Source organism: Pseudomonas sp. LH21 (assembly GCF_036549575.1).
Lineage (GTDB): Bacteria > Pseudomonadota > Gammaproteobacteria > Pseudomonadales > Pseudomonadaceae > Aquipseudomonas > Aquipseudomonas peradeniyensis.
In genome coordinates this window covers 368,766-391,901 of the sequence record NZ_CP144367.1, presented here as the reverse complement: position 1 = coordinate 391,901, position 23,136 = coordinate 368,766, and the positions used below count along the sequence as shown (strand labels likewise).

The window sequence follows — 23,136 nt, the reverse complement described above, 5'->3', positions numbered from 1 at the left end:
AAGAATCCAACATCGATCTAAAGCCTGAACCCACCCATCTGCCGCGCCAGGTCATCAGCCAACCCACGCAACGCCTGGCACTCCTCGCGACACCCCTGCACTTCGCTGGCCGTCTGCCGCGCCAGGTCGGAAATCCCCTGCACCGTCCGGTTGATCTCCTCGGTCACCGCCGACTGCTCCTCGGTCGCCGTGGCCACCTGCTCGTTCATGCCGCTGATGCGCTCGACCTGATCGGTGATCGCCCCCAGCGAAGCCCCTGTACGCTGGCTCGACTCGACCCCGTTGCCGGTCGCCTGCTGCCCCGCCTGCATCGACGCCACGGCGGTGCCCGCGCCCTGCTTGAGACGGTGGATCATCTGCTGCACCTCGTCGGTGGACACCTGGGTGCGCCGCGCCAGGGTCCGTACCTCATCGGCCACCACGGCGAAGCCCCGGCCCATCTCGCCGGCCCGCGCCGCTTCGATGGCGGCGTTGAGCGCCAGCAGGTTGGTCTGCTCGGAAATACTGCGGATCACCGCCAGCACTTCGTCGATCGAGGCAACCTCGTCGGCCAGTTGCGTCACCGCCTCGGCGGCGCGACCGATCTCCCCGGACATGCCTTCGATGTTGTGGATGGAGCGGCGCACCACCTCCCGCGCCTGCAACGCCTCGTCGCGCGCCGACTGCGAGGCATGGGCGGCGGAGCCGGCGTTCTGGGCGATGTCCTGCACGGTCAGGCCCATCTCGTGCACGGCGGTGGCGACCATCTCGGTCATCTCCTGCTGGCGGCCCGAGCGCTCGGCGGTGTTGTCCACCACCTGGGTCACCTGCTCCACCGACAGGTGCAGGCGCTCGGTGGTGCGCAGCACTTCACCGATCAGGCCGCGCTGGCTGTCGAGGAAGCGGTTGAAGCCACGGGCCAGATCGCCCAGCTCGTCCTGGCGCGAGTCGTCCAGGCGATGACTGAGATCCCCCGCGCCACCGCCGATCTGCACCAATGCGGCGGTGACCTGGCGAATGGGCCGGACCAGCCCGCGCGCCAACAGCACCACCAGCAATAACGACAGCAGCGCCACACCGCCACCGATCAGGCAGGTCTGCCAGATGGCCTGGCGGGCCTGAGCATAGATCTCAGCCTCCGGCACCTCGGCCACCAGGGTCCAGTTCAGGTCTCGCAGGGGCAGGCCGAGGGCCAGGTAATCCTCGCCATCACGCTGGAAACGGCTGCTGCGCAGGCCTTCACCGCCCACCAGCACGGCCTTGGCCGCCTCGACGTCCAACTGCTCGGCAAGCTGGCGCTTGCCACTGAACTGCTGGTCGGGGTGGACCTGGATCAGGCCGTCGTTGCGCACCAGGAACACTTTGCCGTGCTCGCCGAAACTGAAGTCGTGAATCAGCTTCGACAGCTCGGTCATGCGCAGGCCCATGCCGGCCACACCGACCAGCTGGCCGTCCTTCTCGACCCGGTAGTCGATGAACAGCGCCAGCTCGCCGGTGGAGCCGTCGATATCGATATTGATGAAGCGCTCGGCGCCACTGTCGATGTAGCCGTAGAACCACTTGTCCTTGGGGTTGCTGCGGCTGAGGGTGCGGTCCAGGCCCTTCTCGTTGTAGTAGTGGCCGGTAACGGTGGAGGCGAACAGGGTGGTGAAAGCGTGGTTGCGCTGCTTGGCCGCGTCCAGGTATTCGATGAAGCGCTGCAGCTCGGCCGGGGCTTCACCGGCGGCCAGCCAGTCGCGCAGGAGGGTGTTGCCGGCGATGTCCGCCGCCGCCACCAGCGGCTGGCCGAGCATGCGCTCGATATCGTTGCGGATGGCCTCGACGCTGGCCGGCAACGCCGTGTCCACCAGGTAACGCTCGGTCAGGCGGTTGAGCGCCATCGTGTAGATCGCCACCACCACCAGGATGCTCGCCAGCAGGGCGGCGCCCATGCTTGCGATCAGTTGCCACTGGATGCTCCGCCGCCAGATGTGCATGTTCCACTCCCCGATAATTATTGTTTTTCGGGAAGTGTATACACTTAAGTATCCAGTTGTTCCAGTGATCCGAGACAGCACAAAACAACTGTGGGAGCGGGTTTACCCGCGAAGACGATGGTGGTTTCACCGACGTATTCGCGGGTAAACCCGCTCCCACAGAGGATGCTTGAGCGCTTTACTGGTCGCCGATGGTCCGGCTGATGGCATCGACCGTGGCGTCGATCTGCGCCTGGGTGCGCTCGAGGGTGCGGTCGTGTTCGCGCTGCAGCTCGATCTGCTTGGAACACAGGTTCAGCGCGGCCAGCACCAGCAGCTTGTCGCCGATCAGGGTCGGATAGTTGCGCTTGGTTTCGGCCAGCGCGACGTTGAGCATGCGCACGGCCTGGGAGAGGGTTTCTTCCTGGCCTTCGGGCGCCTTGAGCGAATAGTCGTTGCCCAGGATCGACACGACATTGACCGGCTGCGCTTGCAGTCTCATGCGTTCACGACACCTGCGCTGGCGCGCTCGACCAGGGCCTGGATGCGGGCGGCGGTGGCGCCGTGCTTCTCTTCCTGCTCCATCAGCGACAACTGCAGGCTGTCGTTCTCTTCCTTGGCCTGGGCCAGTTCCTGGCCGAGGCTGGCGTTCTGCTCGGCCAGTTGCGCGTTCTTGTGCATCAGGTCGCTGACCAGTTGCTCGAGTTGATTCAGGGAAGTTTCCAACATGCGTCTATCTCGGGTTGTTGCAAAGGGCGCACACGATAAGGAAAAACCGCCGCCCCCGCCATTAAATATCGGATTCAAAAGGTGTTTGCCAGGTTCAGGTTGACCCAGGATCGGCCCCCTTGTTCCGACCTGGATCAACCGCTGGTCAGGAAAATAGTTAGCTGCCTCACAATTTTTGCATGACGGACTCAAGACTGGCCGGTCACGACCGATAGGCAGGCAGGTCTTCTTCCGTCGCATGGATCGCGGCACCTCTTCTGCCTTGGGAACTGCCTCCATGTCCTTACGCAATATGAATATCGCGCCGCGCGCACTGCTCGGGTTCGCCGTGATCGGCCTGCTGATGCTGGGCCTCGGCGTGTTCTCGCTGATCCAGATGGGCAATATCCGCCAGGCCGGCGTGACCATTGAGGAGATCAGCGTACCCAGCATCAAGACCCTCGACGAACTGACCGCGCTCAACCTGCGCCTGCGCACCCTGTCCTACCGCCTGCTGCTCAACCGCGAGCCGGCCACCCAACAGGACACCCTGCGCCTGCTCGACGAGCGCAACGCGCAGATCGACAAGGCCCGCCGCGCCTACGAGCCGCTGGTGACCGCCGCCGACGAGAAGGCCGCCTTCGACCAGTACGGCCTGCTGCTCAACCAGTACCGCCAGCTCGAGGCGCGCATGCGCACACTGAGCCAGGCCGGCGACCTCGACGCCCTGCGCGACCTGCTCAACCGCGACCTGCTGGACAACTCCGAGCAGATCAACAAGATCATGGACACCCTGGTGCGCATCAACACCGACCAGACCAGCGCCACCAACGCCCAGGCCGCCGACCAGTACAGCGGCGCCTTCGGCCTGGTGATCGGCCTGCTGGTGGCCGCCACGGTGCTGACCCTGCTATTCGCCTTCCTGCTCACCCGCAGTATCGTCAAGCCCATCGATGAGGCGCTGAAGTCCGCCGAGCAGATCGCCGAAGGCGACCTCACCCACCACATCGATGCCGAGGGCACCGACGAAGCAGCGCGCCTGCTCAAGGCCATGGCCAAGATGCAGGACAAGCTGCGCGACACCCTGCAGCTGATCGCCGGTTCCGCCACCCAGCTGGCCTCCGCCGCCGAAGAGCTGAACAGCGTCACCGACGAAAGCGCCCGTGGCCTGCAGCAGCAGAACAACGAGATCGAGCAGGCCGCCACCGCCGTCACCGAGATGACCAGCGCGGTCGAGGAAGTGGCGCGCAACGCGGTAAGCACCTCCGAGGCCTCCAGCGAAGCCAGCCGTTCGGCCGGCGATGGTCGTGACCTGGTGATGGAGACCGTGGGCGCCATCGAGCGCATGAGCGGCGACGTGCAGTCCACCGCCAAGCTGATCACCCACCTGGCCGAGCAGTCCCGCGATATCGGCAAGGTACTGGATGTGATCCGCGGCCTGGCCGACCAGACCAACCTGCTGGCGCTCAACGCCGCCATCGAGGCCGCCCGCGCCGGCGAGGCCGGCCGCGGCTTCGCCGTGGTCGCCGACGAGGTCCGCGCCCTGGCGCATCGCACCCAGCAGTCCACCAGCGAGATCGAGCGGATGATCGGCAGCATCCAGGGCGGCACCGAGCAGGCCGTGGATTCGATGCGCACCAGCACCGAGCGCGCCGAGTCGACCCTGAACATCGCCCGTGGCGCGGGCCTGGCGCTGGACACCATCGCCGGCGCGGTGGCGCAGATCAACGAGCGCAACCTGGTGATCGCCAGCGCCGCCGAGGAGCAGGCCCAGGTCGCCCGTGAAGTGGACCGCAACCTGGTAAACATCAACGACCTGTCGGTGCAGAGCGCCACCGGGGCGCATCAGACCAGCGCGGCGAGTGCCGAGCTGTCGCGGCTGGCGGTGGACCTGAATGGGTTGGTGGCGCGGTTTAGGACCTGATGGTCGAAGGTGGGGGTTACCTCAACTTGATTGAGCTGAGACTGGAGCGGCATCCCTCGTGAGGCTGACCATGCCTGCCAAATAGTGGCGGCCATGGTCAGTTACACTAGACATCTACTACATCCGTCTGTCTCGTGTTGTAGGCACGCTGGCTCGTGTCACTAGGGATGTTCAACGGGTCTGGAGGGCGTTCCGTGACGACCTGCTCCAATCCTCCTGGCGGCCCATTGACGGGAAGCGTAGCCATTAGCGGAACCCCACTATCCGAACCTTGGGATTGAACCCCTACCATCCCACTTGCCCTGTTTTTCAAGGTAAGCTCGAGATGCTTCAAGGCTGATGCTGTCCCCAAGGCACCGACACCCACCAAAGTGAACACTTGGGCGCCCGGAGTATCGGTAGCCTTCAGAGCGATTGCGGTCACTAGAAAGGCATGACCAGCTTTCTTGGACAGCGCAGAAGTTACAGCCAACCCACCACCCTGTGGCCAGGTTCTCCATGTCCATGCCACGCCAAGCATGTGTTGTATCACTGAAGCGCCAGCCATAACTGCTCCTGGGATCCTACCCGTTGGGTCATTGCGGTTTATCGGGTCCGCACAGCAGTATGCATAGGCATTGATACCTCCCTCTCCGAACGGGCTCAGCGCATCAGGCTCATGGAAACGCATCAAAATAGGGTTATACCGACGGTGCCCATTACCCAGTGGATAGCGATCCAGTCGCGCATCGCGTGGCTGGCCACAGAAACCTGTTATCGGGCCGATCCGTGACGGTACCGCACCATAGGCCGTGTAGCTGCGGCCGGGATACCCAACACCGTCGATGGGGCTGTTCTGTCTGTCACAGGCAAGCAGGTAGGTAGGCACTGTCCATTGCCCTTCGTCGAGAATTCCTCCGAAGCTTGGCAGCGATGTAGCAAGAGTGAAACTGGTAAAAGTATCAGGTGCCCATGTCAGCAGGACCGCGTTGCAGTCCATCGCCGGCAAGCCGGCTCCCACGCTATACCTGTGGGAGCCGGCTTGCCGGCGAAAGGGCTGCGAAGCAGCCCCGTACGCATGCAGATCAGTACTCGATCCGCACATCCCCCTTCGGCACGCTGCAGCACGACAGGATGTAGCCCTCGGCTTCATCCTCCTCGGTAATCCCGCCGTTGTGCTCCATCTCCACCTCGCCGCCGAGCTTGAGCACCTTGCAGGTGCCGCAGATACCCATGCCGCAGGCCTTGGGGATCATCAGCCCGACCTTGGCCGCCGCCGCATGCACGGTCTCGCCCGGGGCCACGCGGATGCTCTTGTCGCTGCCGACGAACTCCACCAGGTTGAGGTCGGCCACATCCACTTCCGGCGCATCGGCAGCCGCCTCGGCATGCTCCACCGCGTCGGCCTTGGCCTCAGGCGGCGTCGCGCCGAACGATTCCTCGTGGTAGTTCTTCATGTCGAAGCCGACCGCCTCGAGCATGCGCTTGACCGCGCTCATGTACGGCGTCGGACCGCAGCAGAAGATCACGCGCTCCAGGTAGTCCGGGGCGATCAGCTCCATCAGCCGCTGGTTCAGGTAGCCGCGATAGCCCGCCCACGGCTCGCCCAGGCCGTGCTTCTCACAGATGATATGCAGGCTGAAGTTGGGGATGCGAGAGGCCATCTGCTCCAGCTCGCGGTGGTAGATGATGTCCTTCGGCGAGCGGGCGCTGTGCACGAACACCATGTCGACGTTGGCGTTGGTGTCGTAGAACCAGCGGGCCATGGACATTACCGGCGTGATACCGACGCCGCCCGAGAGGTACAGCACCTTGCCCGCCGGGAAATCAATGGCGTTGAACAGCCCCACCGGCCCGTGCACCGGCAGCTCGGCACCTTCGTGCATGGTGTCGTGGAGGAAGTTCGACACCAGCCCGCCCGGCACGCGCTTGACGGTGATGGAGAAACTGTAGGGCACCGACGGCGAACTGGAGATGGTGTACGAGCGCATAACCGGCTTGCCTTCGATCTCCAGCTCCAGGGTGACGAACTGCCCGGGCTTGAAGAAGAACATGATCGGCTGGTCGGCCATGAAGCAGAAGGTGCGCACGTCCCAGGTTTCCTGGATGACCTTGACGCAACGCACGATGTGGCGGCCATTGGCCCAGGTCTGGGTGGTAACCGGATTGAGGAAGGTATCGGACATGTTCATCTCCAGCAGCCGACTGTCGGCCATTCTCATGGCTCCGATAATGCGCAAGCGCACCGCGCCGTACATTCCCATCCGCGACATCGGCGTGCTTATCGCGACCAGCCCCGCGCTACAAGGGCTGGCGCGTCGGAATTCGATGCGGCCATGTCGCCCGTGGATATGGTCCTTTCCCGGCCCGGACGCACACTCCTCGGCAAAACAACACGCTGTTTATCGCGAACAACAGCCTTGCGGCACTACAACAACGATTAGCCACTTCAGCCGGCCGCACGCGGCCCCGAGGACCACACGATGGACGTCACCGCAACCCTGAGCCTGGGCGATCCACTGGAACCTGCACGCAAGGCTACCGCCGAGATGCTGCAGACCCGCGAGCGCACCTACTCGCTGCCGCAACCGTTCTACTGCGACGAGCGCCTGTTCCAGATCGACATGCAGGAGATCTTCCACAAGGAGTGGCTGATCGCCGGCATGGTTTGCGAGATCCCGACCAAGGGCAACTACATCACCCTGCAGATCGGCAAGAACCCGATCATCGTGATTCGCGGTGCCGAAGGTAAGGTGCATGCCTTCCACAACGTCTGCCGCCACCGCGGTTCGCGCCTGTGCGTCAGCGACAAAGGCAAGGTGGCCAAGCTGGTCTGCCACTACCACCAGTGGACCTACGAACTCGACGGCCGTCTGCTGTTCGCCGGCACCGAGATGGGCGCCGACTTCGACATGAACCAGTACGGCCTCAAGCCTGTGAACGTGAAAGTGGCCGGCGGCTACATCTTCATCAGCCTGGCCGAGAACCCGCCGGCCATCGACGAGTTCCTGGCAACGCTGGACCACTACATGGAACCCTACGACATGGAGAACACCAAGGTGGCGGTGCAGACCACCTTGATGGAGAAGGCCAACTGGAAACTGGTGCTGGAGAACAACCGCGAGTGCTACCACTGCAGCGGTTCGCACCCGGAGCTTTTGAAGACGCTGCTGGAGTGGGACGACACCAACGACCCCCGCGCCAGCCAGGAATTCAAGGACCACGTCGCCGCCTCGGCCGCCGCCTGGGAAGCCGAGAAGATTCCATACCTGCACAAGAGCCACGGCCTGCGTAACCGCATCGTGCGCATGCCGCTGCTCAAGGGCACCGTGTCGATGACCATGGACGGCAAGCAGGCCTGCCAGAAGCTGATGGGCCGCATCAAGAACCCGGACCTCGGCTCGATGCGCATCCTGCACCTGCCGCATTCGTGGAACCACTGCATGGGCGACCACATGATCGTGTTCACCGTGTGGCCGATCAGCGCCCAGGAGACCATGGTCACCACCAAATGGCTGGTGCACAAGGATGCGGTGGAAGGCGTCGATTACAACCCCGAGGACATGCGCAAGGTGTGGGACGCCACCAACGACCAGGATCGGCGGCTGGCGGAGGAGAACCAGCGCGGCATCAACTCCACGGCGTATCAGCCGGGGCCTTACTCGAAAACCTATGAGTTTGGGGTGGTGAACTTCATCGACTGGTATAGCCAGCGGTTGTTGAACAATCTGGGGGCCGCGCCGGCGGCTTATTTGAAGGAAGTGCAGGCTCAATGAGGTAGTAGAAGGGTACAGTCGACTACTTGTCTCAAAGGGCCGCATTGCGGCCCTTTGAGTGGAGCGGGTTTACACCTGGTCACTCATATCAATCGCTCAGGTCGCGTGTTTCATGCATTTTGTTTTGGGGGCTTCTAGGTGGGGAAGCACCATCCAGGCCTCCTCCAAACACATGGCCTAGATTAGGTTGTGCGACAACCCCGAACCTTCTTCGCCGAAGACCAGACCCAGTATTGGCTCGCGGTCGAACACCACCTTCGGGGTCAATAGTTTGAGGCCCTTGTTCTCTGGTGGAGGGTGGAGGGTTAATCAAAGCTGCACCTCCAGACTCTACATCCACAGATGGTTCATTGACTCCACGGAAGTAAGCCCTCACGTTTGCATTTACATTTTTTGCTGGCTCAGCACCGGGTGCAAGAGCACTCACTATTGCCTTCCCAGCGGTAGCTGTGGCGCCAGTGGCAGTTGACGCCGCAACCATCAAGTCTGCGCCATGTACTCCAAGCGCATTCCCCACCTGCGCTACGAATGCCAGGAGCGGAGCGGTGATCGCCACCCTGTTCAGCGCGCCACCCAACCTGTCTTGCGGGGGCGGGCTCATGAGCGTCGCGCCAAGTGAAACTGCATTGGTGGTGATAAAGAAGCCGGCTTTGGCCGCAGTGTAAGGTTCAACGACAATATGACCTGTCGGATCACGCCGGTCGACCGGATTGCCCCTACAGTAGCAATAAGCATTGAGCCCCCCTCCGCCAAAGGGGCTCCACGAATCCGCACTGAGAAAGCGCATGAGCCTGGTGCTGTAGACGCGATAACTGCCCAGCACGTAGCCATCCAGGGCTTGCTCGAAAGGCTGGCCGGTGAAGCCCAATGCCGTGGGGAACGAGGCTGGCGCTCGTTGTCCATAAGGTGTGTAGGCTGCTGCTATCCTGTCGGTGGACCGCTGAACTAGGAGAGGGCTCTGCAGTCTATCGCTTGCCAATAGAGCCATTTGATGCACCATGTCCTGTGGTGGTTGTGCGCAATGTATCAATAGGGTGTGGAGAGTGGCCCTGATACTATCTTAGGTTACCTGATTGCTCGCATCTGCCAAGAAGGTAAGTACGAAAGCACAGGTATTTAAGCCATAATGTCTAGGAGGAGTTCATTCGCACTCCCTTACCATTATCTTCAGTAAACCGTCTTCGCTCATGCAGCCTAAAATCAATCAAGATACCCATTCGAAAATTACTGCCTAAAACGGCCCATCTCAGATGAAGGCCAAGTGCCTAATCGACGACGCTCATCAGGCATTAAATGATTTGAATCATCGTGCTCATCCCCTATTACGATTGGAATCATACCACTATCTTGCAGAGGCTCTTCGAACCTCCCAACCTCAATACTGCTAACCAAACCAGTAAGCTTTTTTATACCACCTTCAACCCTGGATTTTTTGCGCTCAATTTTCACACTACCCATCAACAATTGCGGAAGCTGCTGTAAAAGTTCAAGATGCTCAGCTGTATATGGCTTTTTATCCTTCCTAGCCCGATCAAGAAAATATTCTGCATCCCCAGCCCTACCCTCCAAATTACGCTGACGGTAGGCTAATGAATCCAGGAAGGACTCGGCATACGAAATAACTTTTCGAAGCGCATCAACAAAATTACCTGATAAGTCCCCAGACAAACTCAGGTCAATCATAGACACCGCCCTGCTTTTTTGATTCCCAGAATGGTCTTGCCAGTTAACAGGATCCCCCCCACAGTATGCATAGGCGTTGATCCCCCCTCGTCCGAATGGACTTACTCGATCCGGGGACTTGAAGCGCATCAGCCATGGGCTATACACGCGATAACCATTACCCAGCAAATATCCTTCCAAGCAACTATCAAAGTATTGCCCTGTAAAGCCAATTACCATCGCCCCACCCTGTGGGCGGCTAAAGCCATAGGGCGTATAAGGTATACATTGCAACGCTCCTTGAGTGAGGGCTATCACTTTACTCAACTGATGGTCGCCCCCCAAGATAATCGATGCCCGCATGCTATACCTCCATACTCAGAACAACAGGCCACCTACATATTTAGCAGACTAACAAACGCCTATCCCCTGATTGAAGCCTGTACCTCTTGAGGGGCGCTAGCATTTAATTGCCCACCACCTCCTACCTCAGGAAACTGGAAGTAATTAACTTCCTCTCCATCTTGTTGTGCAAGTAACTGCCTATTAAGCTCCACAGCCTCTTGAACCGTATTCGCCCTGTGCTCTGCGTTATTTGGATCCCGTCTATTCACCTCACTGGTTATTACCGTATTTGGGGATCCAGGTGGCGTATTAAAGCGAGCCGCTACACGATCCCTCACCCGGCGATAAACATTCCTCCCAAATCGATAGAGTTCATCACCGAAAGCTATTGCCGGGGCTAAAACTGTCGTCACGTCCGCCACGACACTTCCTTCATCGCCATTATTGCGCTGATGAACTCCAGCGGCGAAACCCCACGCTGCAGTAGCTCCCGCTATACCCCACCGCGCACCTGTACCATAACTAATTGTTCCTGTCTCCATATATTGATTAGCAATTGCCAGCCCTACCTGTCCTAAAACTAATCCATTTGCAGTCATTGTGACCTGGTGCGCAAACCAGCCCTCATATTGGCCCGTAGGGTCTACCCTATTGATAGGGTCACCGTGACAGTAGGCATAGCAATTCACACCACCGAGCCCAAACGGACTCAACACATCAGCAGAAAAGAACCGCATCAATGACGGGCTAAAAGCACGATGGCCATTACCCAGCAAGTAACAGCCCAACTCGACCTCTCGCAGTTGGCCAGTGAACCCCGTTATCGATGCCCCTTTCGGCGCGGGGCGCAAGCCATAGGGTGTGTAGGCGACCGGTGTCCGGCCAGTCGAAGTCATTGTTGACTGTGGGCTTTGCAGCCTGTCTGCGGCGAGCAAACTGTTCCTGGCCATGTGCTTGTGCTCTATGGGCTGATTGGCATCAAGCTAGCATTGCCGTTGTGCTGTGATAACTGACAAAAATGCCAGGTCTCCATGGCGGGCAGCGCCTGGCCGAGGTGCTTTTATCCACAGCCCCTCAAGTTGATTGGAAGGCGTAGTTCGAGTGACGGAGATATCTGTATTGGTCAAAAAACAACCAACAACCTGCAAGCCTTTGAGTGCAAGGGATTGAGACAACACCGAACACGTTTTCCACAGATGGACCAACAGAGGATGTTGATAAGGGTGACCCAAAATCTTGCAGGCCTGTGGATAGCGTCATAAAGCTCTTTTATTGCCAGACCTTCGCCACACTCACGAAGGATTGATCAAAAAACAGGCACTATGTTCTAGCCCAATGAAATCAGCGCCTGTAGACAAATCCAAACATGTTGTCCACAGGGCCACCAACAGCGATTGTGAGCAACTTCGCAGGTAACTGGCACTACGGTTGGGTTGTGCCTTTCACCGAACTGAGCATTTTTTGATCTATCCTCTGTAGGCCTTTAATTTCAATGGCTCTGGCAATTCACGAACATTTTATACACAGCCTGGCAAACAGATTCAGTGGGCAAGTGATGGAGCGGGTTCGAGTCGATGTCGGTCGTGCTGGATTCCGAGGATAGTTATGCACAGGGATCAGCACGGCTATGGCGGAGCGCAAACAGTGGCCCCCTGTGGGAGCGGGTTTACCCGCGAAGCCGGCGGCGTGGTGGATGGCACCGGCTACGCCGGTGATCGCGGGGCAAGCCCGCTCCCACGCTGGAATTCTGTTCCCTGCGCGACAGCGTAGCCCGGAGGGCTGGGCGATCTCCCACAGGGATCGCGCCAGATTATAAAAACTGAGCAAGACAGTTGCTCCCACAGGATACGCGCCGCTTTGACACCAAGCGCTGTAACTGTGGGGCAGTTGCTCCCACACGGAAAGGTGTGAACTGGCCCAATGATTTTGGACACCTTCATTAGACGTTATGAGCTTGTGGATCGTGGTTACCGCCTGTCAGCGCAGGACACCCTCCTCCACCAGCAACTTCAGAATCGCCTCGGCGCCCTCCTGTGGCGACACATCCTTGAGCACCTTGCCGCCCCCGCCACTGGCCTTGGCCGTGGCGGCCTTCATGCGGTCGGCGCCGCTCTTGGCCTTGATCACTTTGAGGCGCTTGGGCCTTGGCCTGGCCGGTTGCAGGGCATCGTCGGCCAGCAGCGGATCCTCGATCAGCGCCACGTTGCGCGCCGCCAGCACACCACGCCGGGCCGGGCCGAACGCCGACTGCCGAGGCTTGGGCGCAGCGTTATCCACAGTCGCCAGCAACGGCAGGCGCACTTTCAGGCGACGCCGTTGGCCCCTTGGCAAGGCTTGCAGCACCTGGGCGGTGCCGTTGTCGATGGATTCGACCTCGGCCAGCCCCACCACCAGCGGCCAGCCCAGCTTCTCGGCCAGCAGGAATGGCAGCATCCCCGAGCCTTCGCCGGTTTCCGCCTGGCTGCCGGTCAGCACCAGCTGGGCGCCCGCGTCACGCAGATAGTCGCCGAGCACACCCAACACATCGGCGCCAACAGGCTGTTCCAGCACATCCAAGTGATCCAGCCCCATGCCCAGATAGGCACGCAGCGCCTCTTCGCGAGGATCGCCGGCATGAACCACCTGCAAGTTATCCCCAGCCAGCTGCAGGCCCAGTTCCACGGCGCGGGCATCCTGCTCGGCGCGGCGGGCGCGGCCGGAGCTGGGGTGAGCGCCGATCGAGACCAGGCTGATGACTTTAATACTCATGCTCGCTGCCCCTATGCCGCGTCGCGCTGGCCGCCGCTGCGGAAGTTGTCCACAGCCTCGATCAGTGCCTTGAGAATCGCCGAGCTGTCGCCAATCACCGACAGGTCGGCCCGCTTGATCATGTCGCAGCCTGGGTCCATGTTGATCGCCACCACCTTGTCGCAGGCGCCGATGCCCTGCAGGTGCTGGATGGCGCCGGAGATACCCACAGCCACGTAGACCCGCGCCGTGACCCAGGTGCCGGTGGCGCCGACCTGGCGGTTGCGCGGCATGAAGCCGTCGTCCACCGCCACCCGCGAGGCGCCCTCGGTGGCGCCGAGGGCCGCCGTGGCCCGGTGGTACAGGTCCCAGTCCTTGACGCCGTTGCCGCCGGAGACGATGAACTCGGCCTCGGCCATGGCGATGGCGGCCGGGTCCACGGCCACCGAGCCCAGGTCTTCGATACGCGACAGGCTGCGCGCCACGCCTGTGGACAACTCCACCGGCAGCGCTTCGTGACGGGTTTCGCTGACCGGTTCGGCGCATTCGGCGGCGGCCAGGATCAACCGCGGCACGCTACGCTGGATATCCTGCTGGCCGGCACCGGCACGGCCGATGCACTGGCCATCCTTGATCTGCCACACCCGCGTCGCCGGGCGCTCGCCCAGTGCGGCGGCCAGGCGGCGGCCCAGTTCGCCGCCGCCAGTACGGCTGTCGGGCAACAGCCAGTGGCGCGGCGCGAACTGGTTATCCACAGCCCGCAAGCCCTGCACCAGTTGCTCCGGTGCATAACCAGCGAAGGCCTCGCCCTCGATGACCAGCAGCCGGTCGACGCCGGCTGTGGAAAAGTTGCTTTCCTTGTGCTCGCCAAAGACGATGGCCAGCACCGCGCCGTCGCTGCCGGCAAGGCTGTGGGCAAGGCCCAGCAGGTCGCGGTCGTGGCTGCCCAGGCGGCCACCGACCATGTCGGGCACCACGGCGATGTAGAAGGCAGGCTCAACCACTTGATGCAGCGGCAACTGCACTTCGGCCGCCGCGCTGCGCCGCCCGCCGACACCGGTGCCCTGCTGGGCGCCGCTGCGGTCGATGCGCTTGAGGCCGCTGGGGCCGATGAAGCCGGCGGCGATCGCGTGCGGGTTCTTGCGGATGATGCCGTGGGGGCCCATCCAGCTCGTCTGTTGCGTCTGCATCGCAGCGTGCAGCGGATGCAGGCGGTTACGGGCGATCCACTCGGCGCGTGGGTCGCGGCGGATGATCTCGCTCATCAGTGCACCTCCGCAGGTTCACGTTTGGCAGCCTGCGACTTCGGGGTTGCAGGGGCTTCGTCTTCGATCAGCACATCGGCGACCAGCTCGGCCAGGTCCTTGATCTGCGGACGCGGCTCGACCACGCCTTCGAGCATTGCCGTGCACTGTGGACAACCCACCGCCACCAGCTCGGCCTCGGTCTCGCGGATATCGTCCATGCGCATATCGGGAATACGCTGCTTGCCGGGGATGTCGGTGATCGGCGCACCGCCACCACCGCCGCAGCAACGGGAACGGAAGCCCGAGCGCTGCATCTCGCGCACTTCGATACCCAGCGCCTTGAGCACTTCGCGCGGGGCTTCGTATTCACCGTTGTAACGGCCCAGGTAGCACGGGTCGTGGTAGGTGACGCTGCCGCCCTTGTGCTGGCCGAGGTTGAGCTTGTTCGCGGCGATCAGCTCGGCAATGTAGGTGCTGTGGTGTTGCACCTGGTACTCGCCGCCCAGGGCGCCGTATTCGTTCTTCAGCACATGGAAGCTGTGCGGATCGCAGGTGACGATGCGCTGGAAGCCGTATTTGCCCAGGGTCTGGATATTGCGCTTGGCCAGTTGCTGGAAGGTCGCCTCGTCGCCCAGGCGCCGGGCCACGTCACCGCTGTCTCGCTCCTCAAGGCCGAGCACGGCGAAGTCCACGCCCGAGGCCTTGAGCACTTTGACGAACGCGCGCAGGGTGCGTTGGTTGCGCATGTCGAAGGCGCCGTCGCCGACCCAGAACAGCACCTCGGTGCGCTTCACCTCGGACAGCAGTTTCAGGTTGAGGTCGGCCGCCCAGTTCATCCGCCCGCCCGGGGCGAAACCGCCAGGGTTGTCGGTGGCGATCAGATTGTCCAGCACCTCGGCGCCCTTGTTCGGCGTGGCGCCCTTTTCCAGGGTCAGGTGGCGACGCATGTCGACGATGGCATCGACATGCTCGATCATCATCGGGCACTCCTCGACGCAGGCGCGGCAGGTGGTGCACGACCACAGCGTCTCGGCATCCACCAGGCCGTTGACGATCGGCTGGTGCGGATGGCCGCCATGCTCGCCGACCGGCTTGCCCGGGTAAGGGCTGCCGGCGAACTGCGCGTCGGTGCCACCGGCCAGGCCGATGACCATGTCCTGGATCAGCTTTTTCGGGTTCAGCGGCTGGCCGGCGGCGAACGCCGGGCACATGGCCTCGCACTTGCCGCACTGCACGCAGGCGTCGAAGCCAAGCAGCTGGTTCCAAGTGAAATCGACCGGTTTCTCCACGCCCAGCGGCGCGTTGGGGTCTTCGAGGTCCAGCGGCTTGAGGCCGGTGGAACGGCCACCGCCGAAGCGCTCGGCGCGGCGGTGCCAGGCCAGGTGCAGGGCGCCGGCGAAGGCGTGCTTCATCGGGCCGCCCCAGGTCATGCCGAAGAACAGCTCGGACACGCCCCACAGCACACCGACACCCAGCAAGGCGACCAGCACCCAGCCGCCAGTACCTTCCGGCAGGATGCCAGCAACCGGCAGCGTGGCGATGAAGAAGCTCGCCGCGAACATCAGCAGACTTTTCGGCAGGCGCATCCATGGGCCCTTGGACAGCCGCGAGGGCGGATTGAGCCGGCGTTTGAAGACGAAGAGCGCGCCAGTGAACATGATCACCGTGGCCACCAACAGGGCGTAGCCGAGGATCTTGCTGTGCAGGCCGAAGCCGTGCACCAGGATCGCCAGGACGGCCGACAGTACGAAGCCGCCAGCGGTGGCCACGTGGGTCTTGGACATGTACTTGTCGCGCTCGACCACATGGTGCAGGTCCACCAGGTAGCGCCGTGGCATGGCCAGCAGACCTTTGATCAGGTCGACCTTGCTCGGCCGCCCGCGCCGCCACATGCGCACCCGGCGCAGGGCGCCGAGCACCGCCAGGCCGAGGGCGGTGAACAGCAGGATGGGTAAGAGGGTGTTCAACATGGGAGGCTCCCACAACAGCTGGATTCTTGCGCCGCTCTCATGGGCGGCACCGACCCCTGTAGGAGCGGCCTTGTGTCGCGAAAGGGCTGCGCAGCAGCCCCAGGGGCTCAGCAGTGATGCACAGATCCCGGGGTCGCTTCGCGCCCCTTTCGCGACGCAAGGCCGCTCCTACAGGGGGCCAATCCCGCCCCTAGAGAGGCGGTGCGATCAGAAGTCCTTGCACAAGCGCAAGGCGTCATAGATCGCCGCATGTACGTTGCGCTGGGCCACGCAGTCGCCGATGCGGTATAGCAAGTAGCCCTCGCCCGGCTGGCTGAGGATCGGCTGCGGCTTGATGGCGAACAACGCCTCCACGTCGATCTGGCCCTTGTTGCGCGAGCCTTCCTTGAGCGCGTAGTACAGCTGCTCGTCAGGGCGCACGCCGTTCTCCACCACCACCTGGTCGACCACGCGCTCTTCCTTGGCGCCGGTGTATTCGTTCTCCAGCACCGCCACCAGCTTGTCACCCTCGCGGTAGACCTTTTCCAGCATCATGTCGCCGGTCATGATCACTTCTTTCGGGTAGATGCTGCGGTAGTAGGTCGGGAAGCTGGTACCGCCCATGGCCACGCCCGGCTTGATGTCGTCGGTGACGATCTCGACCTGACTGCCCTTGTCGGCGATGAAGTCCGCCACCGACATACCGGTGAATTCACAGATGGTGTCGTACACCAGCACGTTCTTGCCCGGTGCCACCTTGCCATCGAGCACGTCCCAGCTGCTGACCACCAGCCCTTCGGCGGCGCCCCAGTGCTCGTTCTGCTCAAGGAACGAATGCCCACCCACCGCCAGCACGATGATTTCCGGGCGCAGGTCCTGGATGGTCGCCACGTCGGCCGCGGTGCCAAGGCGCAGGTCGACCTTCAGGCGCGCCAGCTCCAGCTGGTACCAGCGGGTGATACCGGCAATCTGGTCGCGTTGCGGCGCCTTGGCGGCGATGGTGATCTGCCCGCCGATCTGGTCCTTCTTCTCGAACAGGGTCACGTCGTGGCCACGCTCGGCAGCCACGCGGGCCGCTTCCATGCCGGCCGGGCCGGCGCCCACTACCACCACCTTGCGTTTGGCGCCGGTGGTCTTCTCGATGATGTGCGGCACGCCCATGTATTCACGGGAAGTCGCGGCATTCTGGATGCACAGCACGTCCAGGCCCTGGTACTGGCGGTCGATGCAGTAGTTGGCGCCGACGCACTGCTTGATCTGGTCGATCTGGCCCATCTTGATCTTGGCGATCAGGTGCGGGTCGGCGATGTGCGCGCGGGTCATGCCGACCATGTCGACATAGCCGCCTTCGAGGATGCGCGTGGCCTGGTTCGGGTCCTTGATGTTCTGCGCGTGCAGTACCGGGACCTTGACCACTTCCTTGATGCCGGCCGCCAGGTGCAGGAACGGCTCCGGCGGGTAGCTCATGTTGGGGATGACGTTGGCCAGGGTGTTGTGGGTGTCACAGCCCGAGCCGACCACGCCGATGAAATCGAGCATGCCGGTGGCGTCGTAGTAGGCGGCGATCTGTTTCATGTCCTCGTGGCTCAGGCCATCGGGATGGAACTCGTCGCCGCAGATGCGCATGCCCACGCAGAAGTCGTCACCGACCTCGGCGCGTACGGCCTTGAGCACTTCCAGGCCAAACTTCATGCGGCCTTCGAAGGTGCCGCCCCACTCGTCGGTACGCTTGTTGACCCGTGGGCTCCAGAACTGGTCGATCATGTGCTGGTGCACGGCCGACAGCTCGACGCCGTCCAGGCCGCCCTCCTTGGCACGACGCGCCGCTTGCGCGTAGTTGCCGATCACCCGCCAGATCTCTTCCACCTCGATGGTCTTGCAGGTGGCGCGGTGCACGGGTTCGCGAATGCCCGACGGCGACATCAGGGTCGGCCAGTTGAAGCCGTCCCAGCGCGAGCGACGGCCCATGTGGGTAATCTGGATCATGATCTTGGCGCCATGCTTGTGCATGGCGTCGGCGAGGTTCTGGAAGTGCGGGATGATGCGGTCGGTGGACAGGTTGACCGACGACCACCACTCCTGCGGGCTGTCGATGGCCACCACCGACGAGCCGCCGCAGATGGCCAGGCCGATGCCGCCCTTGGCCTTCTCTTCGTAGTACTTCACGTAGCGGTCGGTGGTCATGCCGCCGTCGGTGGCGTAGACCTCGGCGTGCGCGGTGCTGAGCACACGGTTGCGGACGGTCAGCTTGCCGATCTGGATCGGCTGGAACATTGCTTCGAAGGCCATGACGCTATCTCCGGCTTACAACGGCTTCGTAACGAACAGGCCATCTTCGTGGCCTTCTTCCGACCCGCCGTAGACCTGTTCGGCCACGGTGCGGATCGAGCTGCCGCGGGCAGCGAGAATCTGGTCCATGGCCCCGGCGAACCAGCCGGTGAACATGTAGTCGACCTTGCGGCCGCACTTGCCATACACGTACACGAACGCAGAGTGCTTGAGCTTGACGCTGCAGGTGCCTTTATCCAGGTCGATGTCCTGGATCTGGAACAGGCCCCAGCCACGCTGGGACAGGCGTTTCATGTAGTGCTCGAACACCGCCACGCCTTCCAGGCCATGGCATTCGGCCTCTTTCTCGCACCAGTGCCAGGCAGACTTGTAGCCGGCCTTGTAGAGGATCTCGGCGTACTTGTCGGCGCCCAGCACCTCCTCGATGCCCATGTGGTTGTTGACGAAGAAATGCCGTGGCACGTAGAGCATCGGCAGGGCGTCGCTGGTCCAGACACCGGTCTCGCTGTCGACTTCGATTGGCAATTGCGGGGCGATCTTGGCCATGGAAACTCAACTCCATAAAATTTTTTGTTTGGATGCCCCGGCGTTGCTGGCAGGGGCTTTCAGGCTTGGAGAGCGGCTTTATTCGCCCCACACATCCTTGAGGATGCTGACCCAGTTTTCGCCCATGATCTTGCGCACCACCCGTTCGGAGTGGCCGCGCTTGAGCAGGGTTTCGGTCAGGTTGGGGAACTCGCCGACGGTACGGATGCCCAGCGGGTTGATGATCTTGCCGAAGTTGGTCAGGCGCCGGGCGTAGCCCTTGTCGTGGGTCAGGTACTCGAAGAAGTCCTGGCCGTGGCCCTGGGTGAAGTCGGTACCGATACCGATGGCATCCTCGCCGACGATGTTCATGGTGTACTCGATGGCCTCGGCGTAGTCGTCGATGGTCGAGTCGATGCCCTTGGCCAGGAACGGCGCGAACATGGTCACGCCGACGAAGCCGCCGTGGTCGGCGATGAATTTCAGCTCTGCGTCGGACTTGTTGCGCGGGTGTTCTTTGAGGCCCGAGGGCAGACAGTGGGAATAGCAGACCGGCTTCTTAGATTCGAGGATGACTTCTTCGGAGGTCTTGGAGCCGACGTGGGACAGGTCACACATGATGCCGACGCGGTTCATCTCGGCGACGATCTCGCGGCCGAAGCCCGACAGACCGCCATCACGCTCGTAGCAACCGGTGCCCACCAGGTTCTGGGTGTTGTAGCACATCTGCACGATGCCCACGCCGAGCTGTTTGAACACGTCGACATAGGCAATCTGGTCCTCGAACGCATGGGCGTTCTGGAAGCCGAAGAGGATGCCGGTCTTGCCCAGCTCCTTGGCCTTGCGGATGTCGGCGGTGGTGCGCACCGGCATCACCAGGTCGCTGTTGTCGCGGATCAGCTTCTGGCTGGACGCGATGTTATCGACGGTGGCCTTGAAGCCCTCCCACACCGAGACCGTGCAGTTGGCCGCGGTCAGCCCGCCCTTGCGCATGTCCTCGAACAGCTCGCGGTTCCACTTGGCAATGATCAGGCCGTCGATGACGATGCTGTCGGCGTGAAGTTCGGCTGGGCTCATCAGGCTGTCCCCTTTTATTGAAGTCTGCATGCGCCGAACCTTGTGCCGGCGCTTTGGGGCCAGCATATGCCTGCCGCCCGAGGCGCCCCGATGCAAAAACGACAGGGGGTTTGCCGAAAGCGTCAATGGCCGACCTTGCACGCTCTGGCACGGCCCTCGGCAATGAGAGCGAGTCTCGATAACGCCATTTGATGAACATTTCGTCAGGGTGCTATCGCCCGAACCTGCGCTGAGCGAGAATCCAGCGATTCGTCAGCCTGTTCAGGAGAAATCGGATGAAATCAATGGCATGGCTGGTCCTGCTGGCGGTCGCGGGCACCGCGCACGCCGCCGAGGAAGAAAGCACGCCCTGCGACAACGTCGAGACCGACCAGCAGGGGTACGCCTGTGCGGCCTACAACAAGCAGACCGCCGAGCGCGAGCTGAAGGCGGCCTATGACGACCTGATGCAACGCATCCGCGACCAGTACGCGGATGAAAGCGACAAGGCCGCGGCGCTGAGCGGCAAGATGGAGGCCGCCGAAAAGCTGTGGGCGCAGTTGCGCGACGCCGACTGCAAGGTCGAGACCTGGGCCGAAAAGCCTGGGAGCAAGGCCTTCGAGGCGGCCTGGAACACCTGCGTGGCGCAGCGTAGCGACGAGCGGTCGGAGTATCTGCAGTCGATCGGGCAGCAGTGACCGGCTGGACCGGCCCTATCGCGGGGCAAGCCCGCTCCCACGCCATGAAGTGCTGGATACCAGTCCATAACGTGGGAGCGGGCTTGCCCCGCGAATGCTCACTTCATGACACGACCAATCGTCTGTCCTCCCGCGGACACCGCTCGAACCGCGCCCGATAGCAGCGGGTGAAATACGACGCCGACTCGAACCCGCACGCCACCGCCACCTCCAGCACGCTCATGTCGGTCTGGCGCAGCAGCTGGCGGGCCTTGTCCAGCCGCAGCCGCAGGTAGAAACCGCTGGGCGTGTCGTCCAGGTACAGGCGAAACAGTCGCTCCAACTGGCGCCGGGTCACCTGCACGCCATCGGCCAGCACCTGGGTGTTGAGCGGCAGCTCGGTATTGCGCTCCATCTCGCCGATCACCTTCACCAGCTTCTTGTTGCGCAGCCCGTAGCGCGTGGCGATCTCCATGCGCTGGTGGTCCTGGCGCGGGCGTATTCGCCCGAGCACGAACTGCTCGGAAACCTGCACCGCCAGTTCGCTGCCGTGGGCCTGGGCGATCAGGTCGAGCATCAGGTCGATGGAGGCCGTGCCGCCAGCGCAGGTGATGCGCCGGCGGTCGATCTCGAACAGCTCCTGGGTCGCCTGCAGGCGTGGATAGCGCTCCTTGAACGCCTCCAGCGCCTCCCAGTGCAGGGTCGCCCGGTGACCGTCGAGCAGACCGGCCTCGGCCAGCACCATCGCACCCGTGTCGATACCGCCGAGCACCACGCCTTCACGGTCAAGACGGCGCAGCGTCTGTTGAAGCGCCGACCCGTAGCACGCCAGTGGCTCGAAGCCGGCCACCAGCAGCAACAGTCGCCCCTGCCCGCCCTCCCCCAGCGCGCCGTCGGCATTCACCGACATGCCGTTGCTGGCTTCTACCGCGCCACCGTCCAGACTCAGCACGCGCCAGCGGTACAACGGGCCACGGAAGCGATTGGCCACGCGCAGCGGCTCGATGGCACTGATGAAACCCATGGCGGAAAAGCCGGGTAGCAACAGGAAGTCTATGGTTTCCGGCATCGCATGCTCCGCGCAAAGGTGGTCGCCTCCGTGCAAGTGTTGGTCGCCAGGGTGCGATTTTCCACCCTGCCGCCAGCGTAGCGTGTTCTCACGGCCCGCAGAGGCCGGACCCATAACAATATGCACTGCCGATGGAGAGCCACCATGCAACGCTTTATCCGCCGCAGCCTGTTGTCCCTCGCGCTCAGCACCACCGTAGCCGCTCCCCTGTTCGCCGCCGAACCCGCCGTCTGCAAGGACGTGCGCCTGGGCGTGGTCAACTGGACCGATGTGATCGCCACCAGCGCCATGGCCCAGGTGCTGCTCGATGGCCTGGGCTACCAGACCAAGCAGACCAGCGCCTCGCAGCAGATCATCTTCGCCGGTATCCGCGACAAGCGCCTGGACATGTTCCTCGGGTACTGGAACCCGATCATGACCCAGACCATCACCCCGTTCATCCAGGCCAACCAGGTCAAGGTGCTCGACAAGCCCAGCCTGGAAGACGCCCGCGCCACCCTGGCCGTGCCCAAGTACCTGGCCGACAAGGGCCTGAAGACGTTCGCCGACATCCACAAGTTCCAGAAGGAACTGGGCGGCAAGATCTACGGCATCGAGCCGGGCTCGGGCGCCAATACCCAGATCAAGGCGATGATCAGCAAGAACCAGTTCGACCTGGGCAAGTTCCAGCTGGTCGAGTCGAGCGAGGCCGGCATGCTCGCCGCGGTGGATCGCGCGGTACGGCGCAAGGAGGCGGTGGTGTTCTTCGGCTGGGCGCCGCACCCGATGAACGTGAACATCGACATGGTCTACCTCGGCGACAGCCAAGATGCCCTGGGCCCGGACGAAGGCCGCGCCACGGTGTGGACGGTGACCGCGCCGGACTATGCCGAACGTTGCCCCAACGCTCACCGCCTGCTGGCCAACCTCAGCTTCAGCGCCGAGGACGAGAGCCGGATGATGCAGCCGCTGCTCGATCACAAGGACGCGCTGGAGTCCGCCCGCCAGTGGCTCAAGGACCACCCCGAGGACAAGGCCCGCTGGCTCGAGGGGGTAACGACCTTCGATGGCAAGCCCGCCGCGGACAACCTCAAGCTCACTGCCAACTGACAGAACCTCATCGCCTACTCGTCCACTGACAGGTCTACCCGGTCGGTGTAGGAGCGGCCTTGTGTCGCGAAAGGGGTGCGAAGCGCCCCCAGGATTCATGCATCAGGCAGATGTTGATGGGGCCGCGTTGCGGCCCTTTCGCGGCACAAGGCCGCTCCTACAGAGGTCCGGCCCACAGCC

19 protein-coding genes and 2 pseudogenes are annotated in these 23,136 nt (G+C 62.5%); 5 read left to right on the top strand and 16 right to left on the bottom strand.

The window, feature by feature from the left end:
* Positions 1-17: 17 nt before the first annotated feature.
* The 4 genes and pseudogenes from VUG52_RS27180 to VUG52_RS01900 all read right to left on the bottom strand — a co-directional run bounded on the left by VUG52_RS27180 (position 18) and on the right by VUG52_RS01900 (position 2,663).
* Positions 18-746 (bottom strand): methyl-accepting chemotaxis protein, encoded by a 729-nt coding sequence (locus VUG52_RS27180; RefSeq protein ID WP_371263117.1) that lies wholly within the window; start codon positions 744-746, stop codon positions 18-20.
* A gap of 135 nt (positions 747-881) precedes the next feature.
* Positions 882-1,859, bottom strand: a pseudogene (locus tag VUG52_RS27175) (HAMP domain-containing protein); the annotation flags it as partial.
* Positions 1,860-2,133: 274 nt separating this feature from the next.
* Positions 2,134-2,436 carry a cell division protein ZapA gene (locus VUG52_RS01905; RefSeq protein WP_050703435.1) on the bottom strand — a complete coding sequence of 101 codons (303 nt, stop codon included), beginning with the start codon at positions 2,434-2,436 and terminating at the stop codon, positions 2,134-2,136.
* A complete protein-coding gene (locus VUG52_RS01900; protein ID WP_028688440.1) occupies positions 2,433-2,663 on the bottom strand; it encodes a hypothetical protein in 231 nt (76 codons plus the stop codon). The genes VUG52_RS01905 and VUG52_RS01900 overlap by 4 nt, the downstream gene beginning before the upstream one ends.
* Before the next feature lie 238 nt (positions 2,664-2,901).
* Here VUG52_RS01900 and VUG52_RS27170 point away from each other — a divergent pair.
* Positions 2,902-3,711: pseudogene (locus VUG52_RS27170) on the top strand (MCP four helix bundle domain-containing protein); the annotation flags it as partial.
* The gene (locus VUG52_RS27165) at positions 3,694-4,566 is read left to right on the top strand and encodes a methyl-accepting chemotaxis protein (protein ID WP_371349951.1); all 873 of its coding nucleotides are present in this window, start codon (positions 3,694-3,696) and stop codon (positions 4,564-4,566) included. The pseudogene VUG52_RS27170 and the gene VUG52_RS27165, both read left to right, overlap by 18 nt.
* 106 nt (positions 4,567-4,672) lie before the next feature.
* Here VUG52_RS27165 and VUG52_RS01890 read toward each other — a convergent pair whose 3' ends face one another.
* The gene (locus VUG52_RS01890) at positions 4,673-5,545 is read right to left on the bottom strand and encodes an RHS repeat-associated core domain-containing protein (RefSeq protein WP_177330814.1); all 873 of its coding nucleotides are present in this window, start codon (positions 5,543-5,545) and stop codon (positions 4,673-4,675) included.
* 85 nt (positions 5,546-5,630) lie between these two features.
* Positions 5,631-6,731, bottom strand: a complete 1,101-nt coding sequence (gene gbcB / locus VUG52_RS01885) for a glycine-betaine demethylase subunit GbcB (protein ID WP_050703446.1) — start codon at positions 6,729-6,731, stop codon at positions 5,631-5,633.
* A gap of 297 nt (positions 6,732-7,028) precedes the next feature.
* Between gbcB and gbcA the strand changes: the two genes are divergently transcribed.
* Entirely contained in the window at positions 7,029-8,321 is a 1,293-nt protein-coding gene (gene gbcA, locus VUG52_RS01880) for a glycine-betaine demethylase subunit GbcA (protein ID WP_050703433.1), read from the top strand.
* 88 nt (positions 8,322-8,409) lie between these two features.
* On the opposite strand, the gene VUG52_RS01875 is transcribed toward gbcA, so the two are convergent.
* The 9 genes from VUG52_RS01875 to VUG52_RS01835 all read right to left on the bottom strand — a co-directional run bounded on the left by VUG52_RS01875 (position 8,410) and on the right by VUG52_RS01835 (position 20,142).
* Complete coding sequence (locus tag VUG52_RS01875; RefSeq protein ID WP_256205953.1) at positions 8,410-9,309, bottom strand: RHS repeat-associated core domain-containing protein; 900 nt, start codon at positions 9,307-9,309, stop codon at positions 8,410-8,412.
* A gap of 236 nt (positions 9,310-9,545) precedes the next feature.
* Entirely contained in the window at positions 9,546-10,346 is an 801-nt protein-coding gene (locus VUG52_RS01870) for an RHS repeat-associated core domain-containing protein (RefSeq protein ID WP_082337605.1), read from the bottom strand.
* 59 nt (positions 10,347-10,405) lie between these two features.
* Positions 10,406-11,224 (bottom strand): RHS repeat-associated core domain-containing protein, encoded by an 819-nt coding sequence (locus tag VUG52_RS01865; RefSeq protein ID WP_256205954.1) that lies wholly within the window; start codon positions 11,222-11,224, stop codon positions 10,406-10,408.
* 1,081 nt (positions 11,225-12,305) lie between these two features.
* Positions 12,306-13,076: an electron transfer flavoprotein subunit beta gene (gene etfB / locus VUG52_RS01860; RefSeq protein ID WP_050703432.1), complete on the bottom strand. Its 771-nt coding sequence runs from the start codon at positions 13,074-13,076 to the stop codon at positions 12,306-12,308.
* Positions 13,077-13,087: 11 nt separating this feature from the next.
* Positions 13,088-14,320: an electron transfer flavoprotein subunit alpha gene (gene etfA, locus VUG52_RS01855; protein ID WP_050703431.1), complete on the bottom strand. Its 1,233-nt coding sequence runs from the start codon at positions 14,318-14,320 to the stop codon at positions 13,088-13,090.
* The gene (dgcB, locus tag VUG52_RS01850) at positions 14,320-16,272 is read right to left on the bottom strand and encodes a dimethylglycine demethylation protein DgcB (RefSeq protein WP_050703430.1); all 1,953 of its coding nucleotides are present in this window, start codon (positions 16,270-16,272) and stop codon (positions 14,320-14,322) included. Before dgcB ends, etfA begins: the two co-directional genes overlap by 1 nt.
* Positions 16,273-16,479: 207 nt before the next feature.
* On the bottom strand, positions 16,480-18,540 hold the full coding sequence (dgcA, locus tag VUG52_RS01845; RefSeq protein ID WP_050703429.1) for a dimethylglycine demethylation protein DgcA: 2,061 nt from the start codon (positions 18,538-18,540) through the stop codon (positions 16,480-16,482).
* A gap of 15 nt (positions 18,541-18,555) precedes the next feature.
* Positions 18,556-19,086: a DUF5943 domain-containing protein gene (locus tag VUG52_RS01840; RefSeq protein ID WP_028688448.1), complete on the bottom strand. Its 531-nt coding sequence runs from the start codon at positions 19,084-19,086 to the stop codon at positions 18,556-18,558.
* 78 nt (positions 19,087-19,164) lie between these two features.
* Positions 19,165-20,142, bottom strand: a complete 978-nt coding sequence (locus tag VUG52_RS01835; RefSeq protein ID WP_050703428.1) for a dipeptidase — start codon at positions 20,140-20,142, stop codon at positions 19,165-19,167.
* Positions 20,143-20,417: 275 nt separating this feature from the next.
* Between VUG52_RS01835 and VUG52_RS01830 the strand changes: the two genes are divergently transcribed.
* Positions 20,418-20,819 carry a lysozyme inhibitor LprI family protein gene (locus VUG52_RS01830; protein WP_050703427.1) on the top strand — a complete coding sequence of 134 codons (402 nt, stop codon included), beginning with the start codon at positions 20,418-20,420 and terminating at the stop codon, positions 20,817-20,819.
* Positions 20,820-20,922: 103 nt separating this feature from the next.
* On the opposite strand, the gene VUG52_RS01825 is transcribed toward VUG52_RS01830, so the two are convergent.
* Positions 20,923-21,867 (bottom strand): GlxA family transcriptional regulator, encoded by a 945-nt coding sequence (locus VUG52_RS01825; RefSeq protein WP_220689964.1) that lies wholly within the window; start codon positions 21,865-21,867, stop codon positions 20,923-20,925.
* Positions 21,868-22,011: 144 nt separating this feature from the next.
* On the opposite strand from VUG52_RS01825, the gene choX reads away from it, so the two are divergent.
* Complete coding sequence (choX, locus tag VUG52_RS01820; RefSeq protein ID WP_050703419.1) at positions 22,012-22,956, top strand: choline ABC transporter substrate-binding protein; 945 nt, start codon at positions 22,012-22,014, stop codon at positions 22,954-22,956.
* Positions 22,957-23,136 lie beyond the last annotated feature (180 nt).

What these genes read in the sequence shown, in the direction of transcription:
- VUG52_RS27180 (WP_371263117.1), bottom strand. Translation starts at nt 746, where the DNA reads ATGGTCGCCACCGCCGTGCACGAGATGGGCCTGACCGTGCAGGACATC.
- VUG52_RS01890 (WP_177330814.1), bottom strand. Translation starts at nt 5,545, where the DNA reads ATGGACTGCAACGCGGTCCTGCTGACATGGGCACCTGATACTTTTACC.
- VUG52_RS01870 (WP_082337605.1), bottom strand. Translation starts at nt 10,346, where the DNA reads ATGCGGGCATCGATTATCTTGGGGGGCGACCATCAGTTGAGTAAAGTG.
- choX (WP_050703419.1), top strand. Translation starts at nt 22,012, where the DNA reads ATGCAACGCTTTATCCGCCGCAGCCTGTTGTCCCTCGCGCTCAGCACC.
- VUG52_RS01900 (WP_028688440.1), bottom strand. Translation starts at nt 2,663, where the DNA reads ATGTTGGAAACTTCCCTGAATCAACTCGAGCAACTGGTCAGCGACCTG.
- gbcB (WP_050703446.1), bottom strand. Translation starts at nt 6,731, where the DNA reads ATGTCCGATACCTTCCTCAATCCGGTTACCACCCAGACCTGGGCCAAT.
- dgcA (WP_050703429.1), bottom strand. Translation starts at nt 18,540, where the DNA reads ATGGCCTTCGAAGCAATGTTCCAGCCGATCCAGATCGGCAAGCTGACC.
- VUG52_RS27165 (WP_371349951.1), top strand. Translation starts at nt 3,694, where the DNA reads ATGGCCAAGATGCAGGACAAGCTGCGCGACACCCTGCAGCTGATCGCC.
- VUG52_RS01825 (WP_220689964.1), bottom strand. Translation starts at nt 21,867, where the DNA reads ATGCCGGAAACCATAGACTTCCTGTTGCTACCCGGCTTTTCCGCCATG.
- VUG52_RS01835 (WP_050703428.1), bottom strand. Translation starts at nt 20,142, where the DNA reads ATGAGCCCAGCCGAACTTCACGCCGACAGCATCGTCATCGACGGCCTG.
- dgcB (WP_050703430.1), bottom strand. Translation starts at nt 16,272, where the DNA reads ATGTTGAACACCCTCTTACCCATCCTGCTGTTCACCGCCCTCGGCCTG.
- VUG52_RS01905 (WP_050703435.1), bottom strand. Translation starts at nt 2,436, where the DNA reads ATGAGACTGCAAGCGCAGCCGGTCAATGTCGTGTCGATCCTGGGCAAC.
- VUG52_RS01875 (WP_256205953.1), bottom strand. Translation starts at nt 9,309, where the DNA reads ATGGCTCTATTGGCAAGCGATAGACTGCAGAGCCCTCTCCTAGTTCAG.
- VUG52_RS01865 (WP_256205954.1), bottom strand. Translation starts at nt 11,224, where the DNA reads ATGACTTCGACTGGCCGGACACCGGTCGCCTACACACCCTATGGCTTG.
- gbcA (WP_050703433.1), top strand. Translation starts at nt 7,029, where the DNA reads ATGGACGTCACCGCAACCCTGAGCCTGGGCGATCCACTGGAACCTGCA.
- VUG52_RS01840 (WP_028688448.1), bottom strand. Translation starts at nt 19,086, where the DNA reads ATGGCCAAGATCGCCCCGCAATTGCCAATCGAAGTCGACAGCGAGACC.
- etfA (WP_050703431.1), bottom strand. Translation starts at nt 14,320, where the DNA reads ATGAGCGAGATCATCCGCCGCGACCCACGCGCCGAGTGGATCGCCCGT.
- etfB (WP_050703432.1), bottom strand. Translation starts at nt 13,076, where the DNA reads ATGAGTATTAAAGTCATCAGCCTGGTCTCGATCGGCGCTCACCCCAGC.
- VUG52_RS01830 (WP_050703427.1), top strand. Translation starts at nt 20,418, where the DNA reads ATGAAATCAATGGCATGGCTGGTCCTGCTGGCGGTCGCGGGCACCGCG.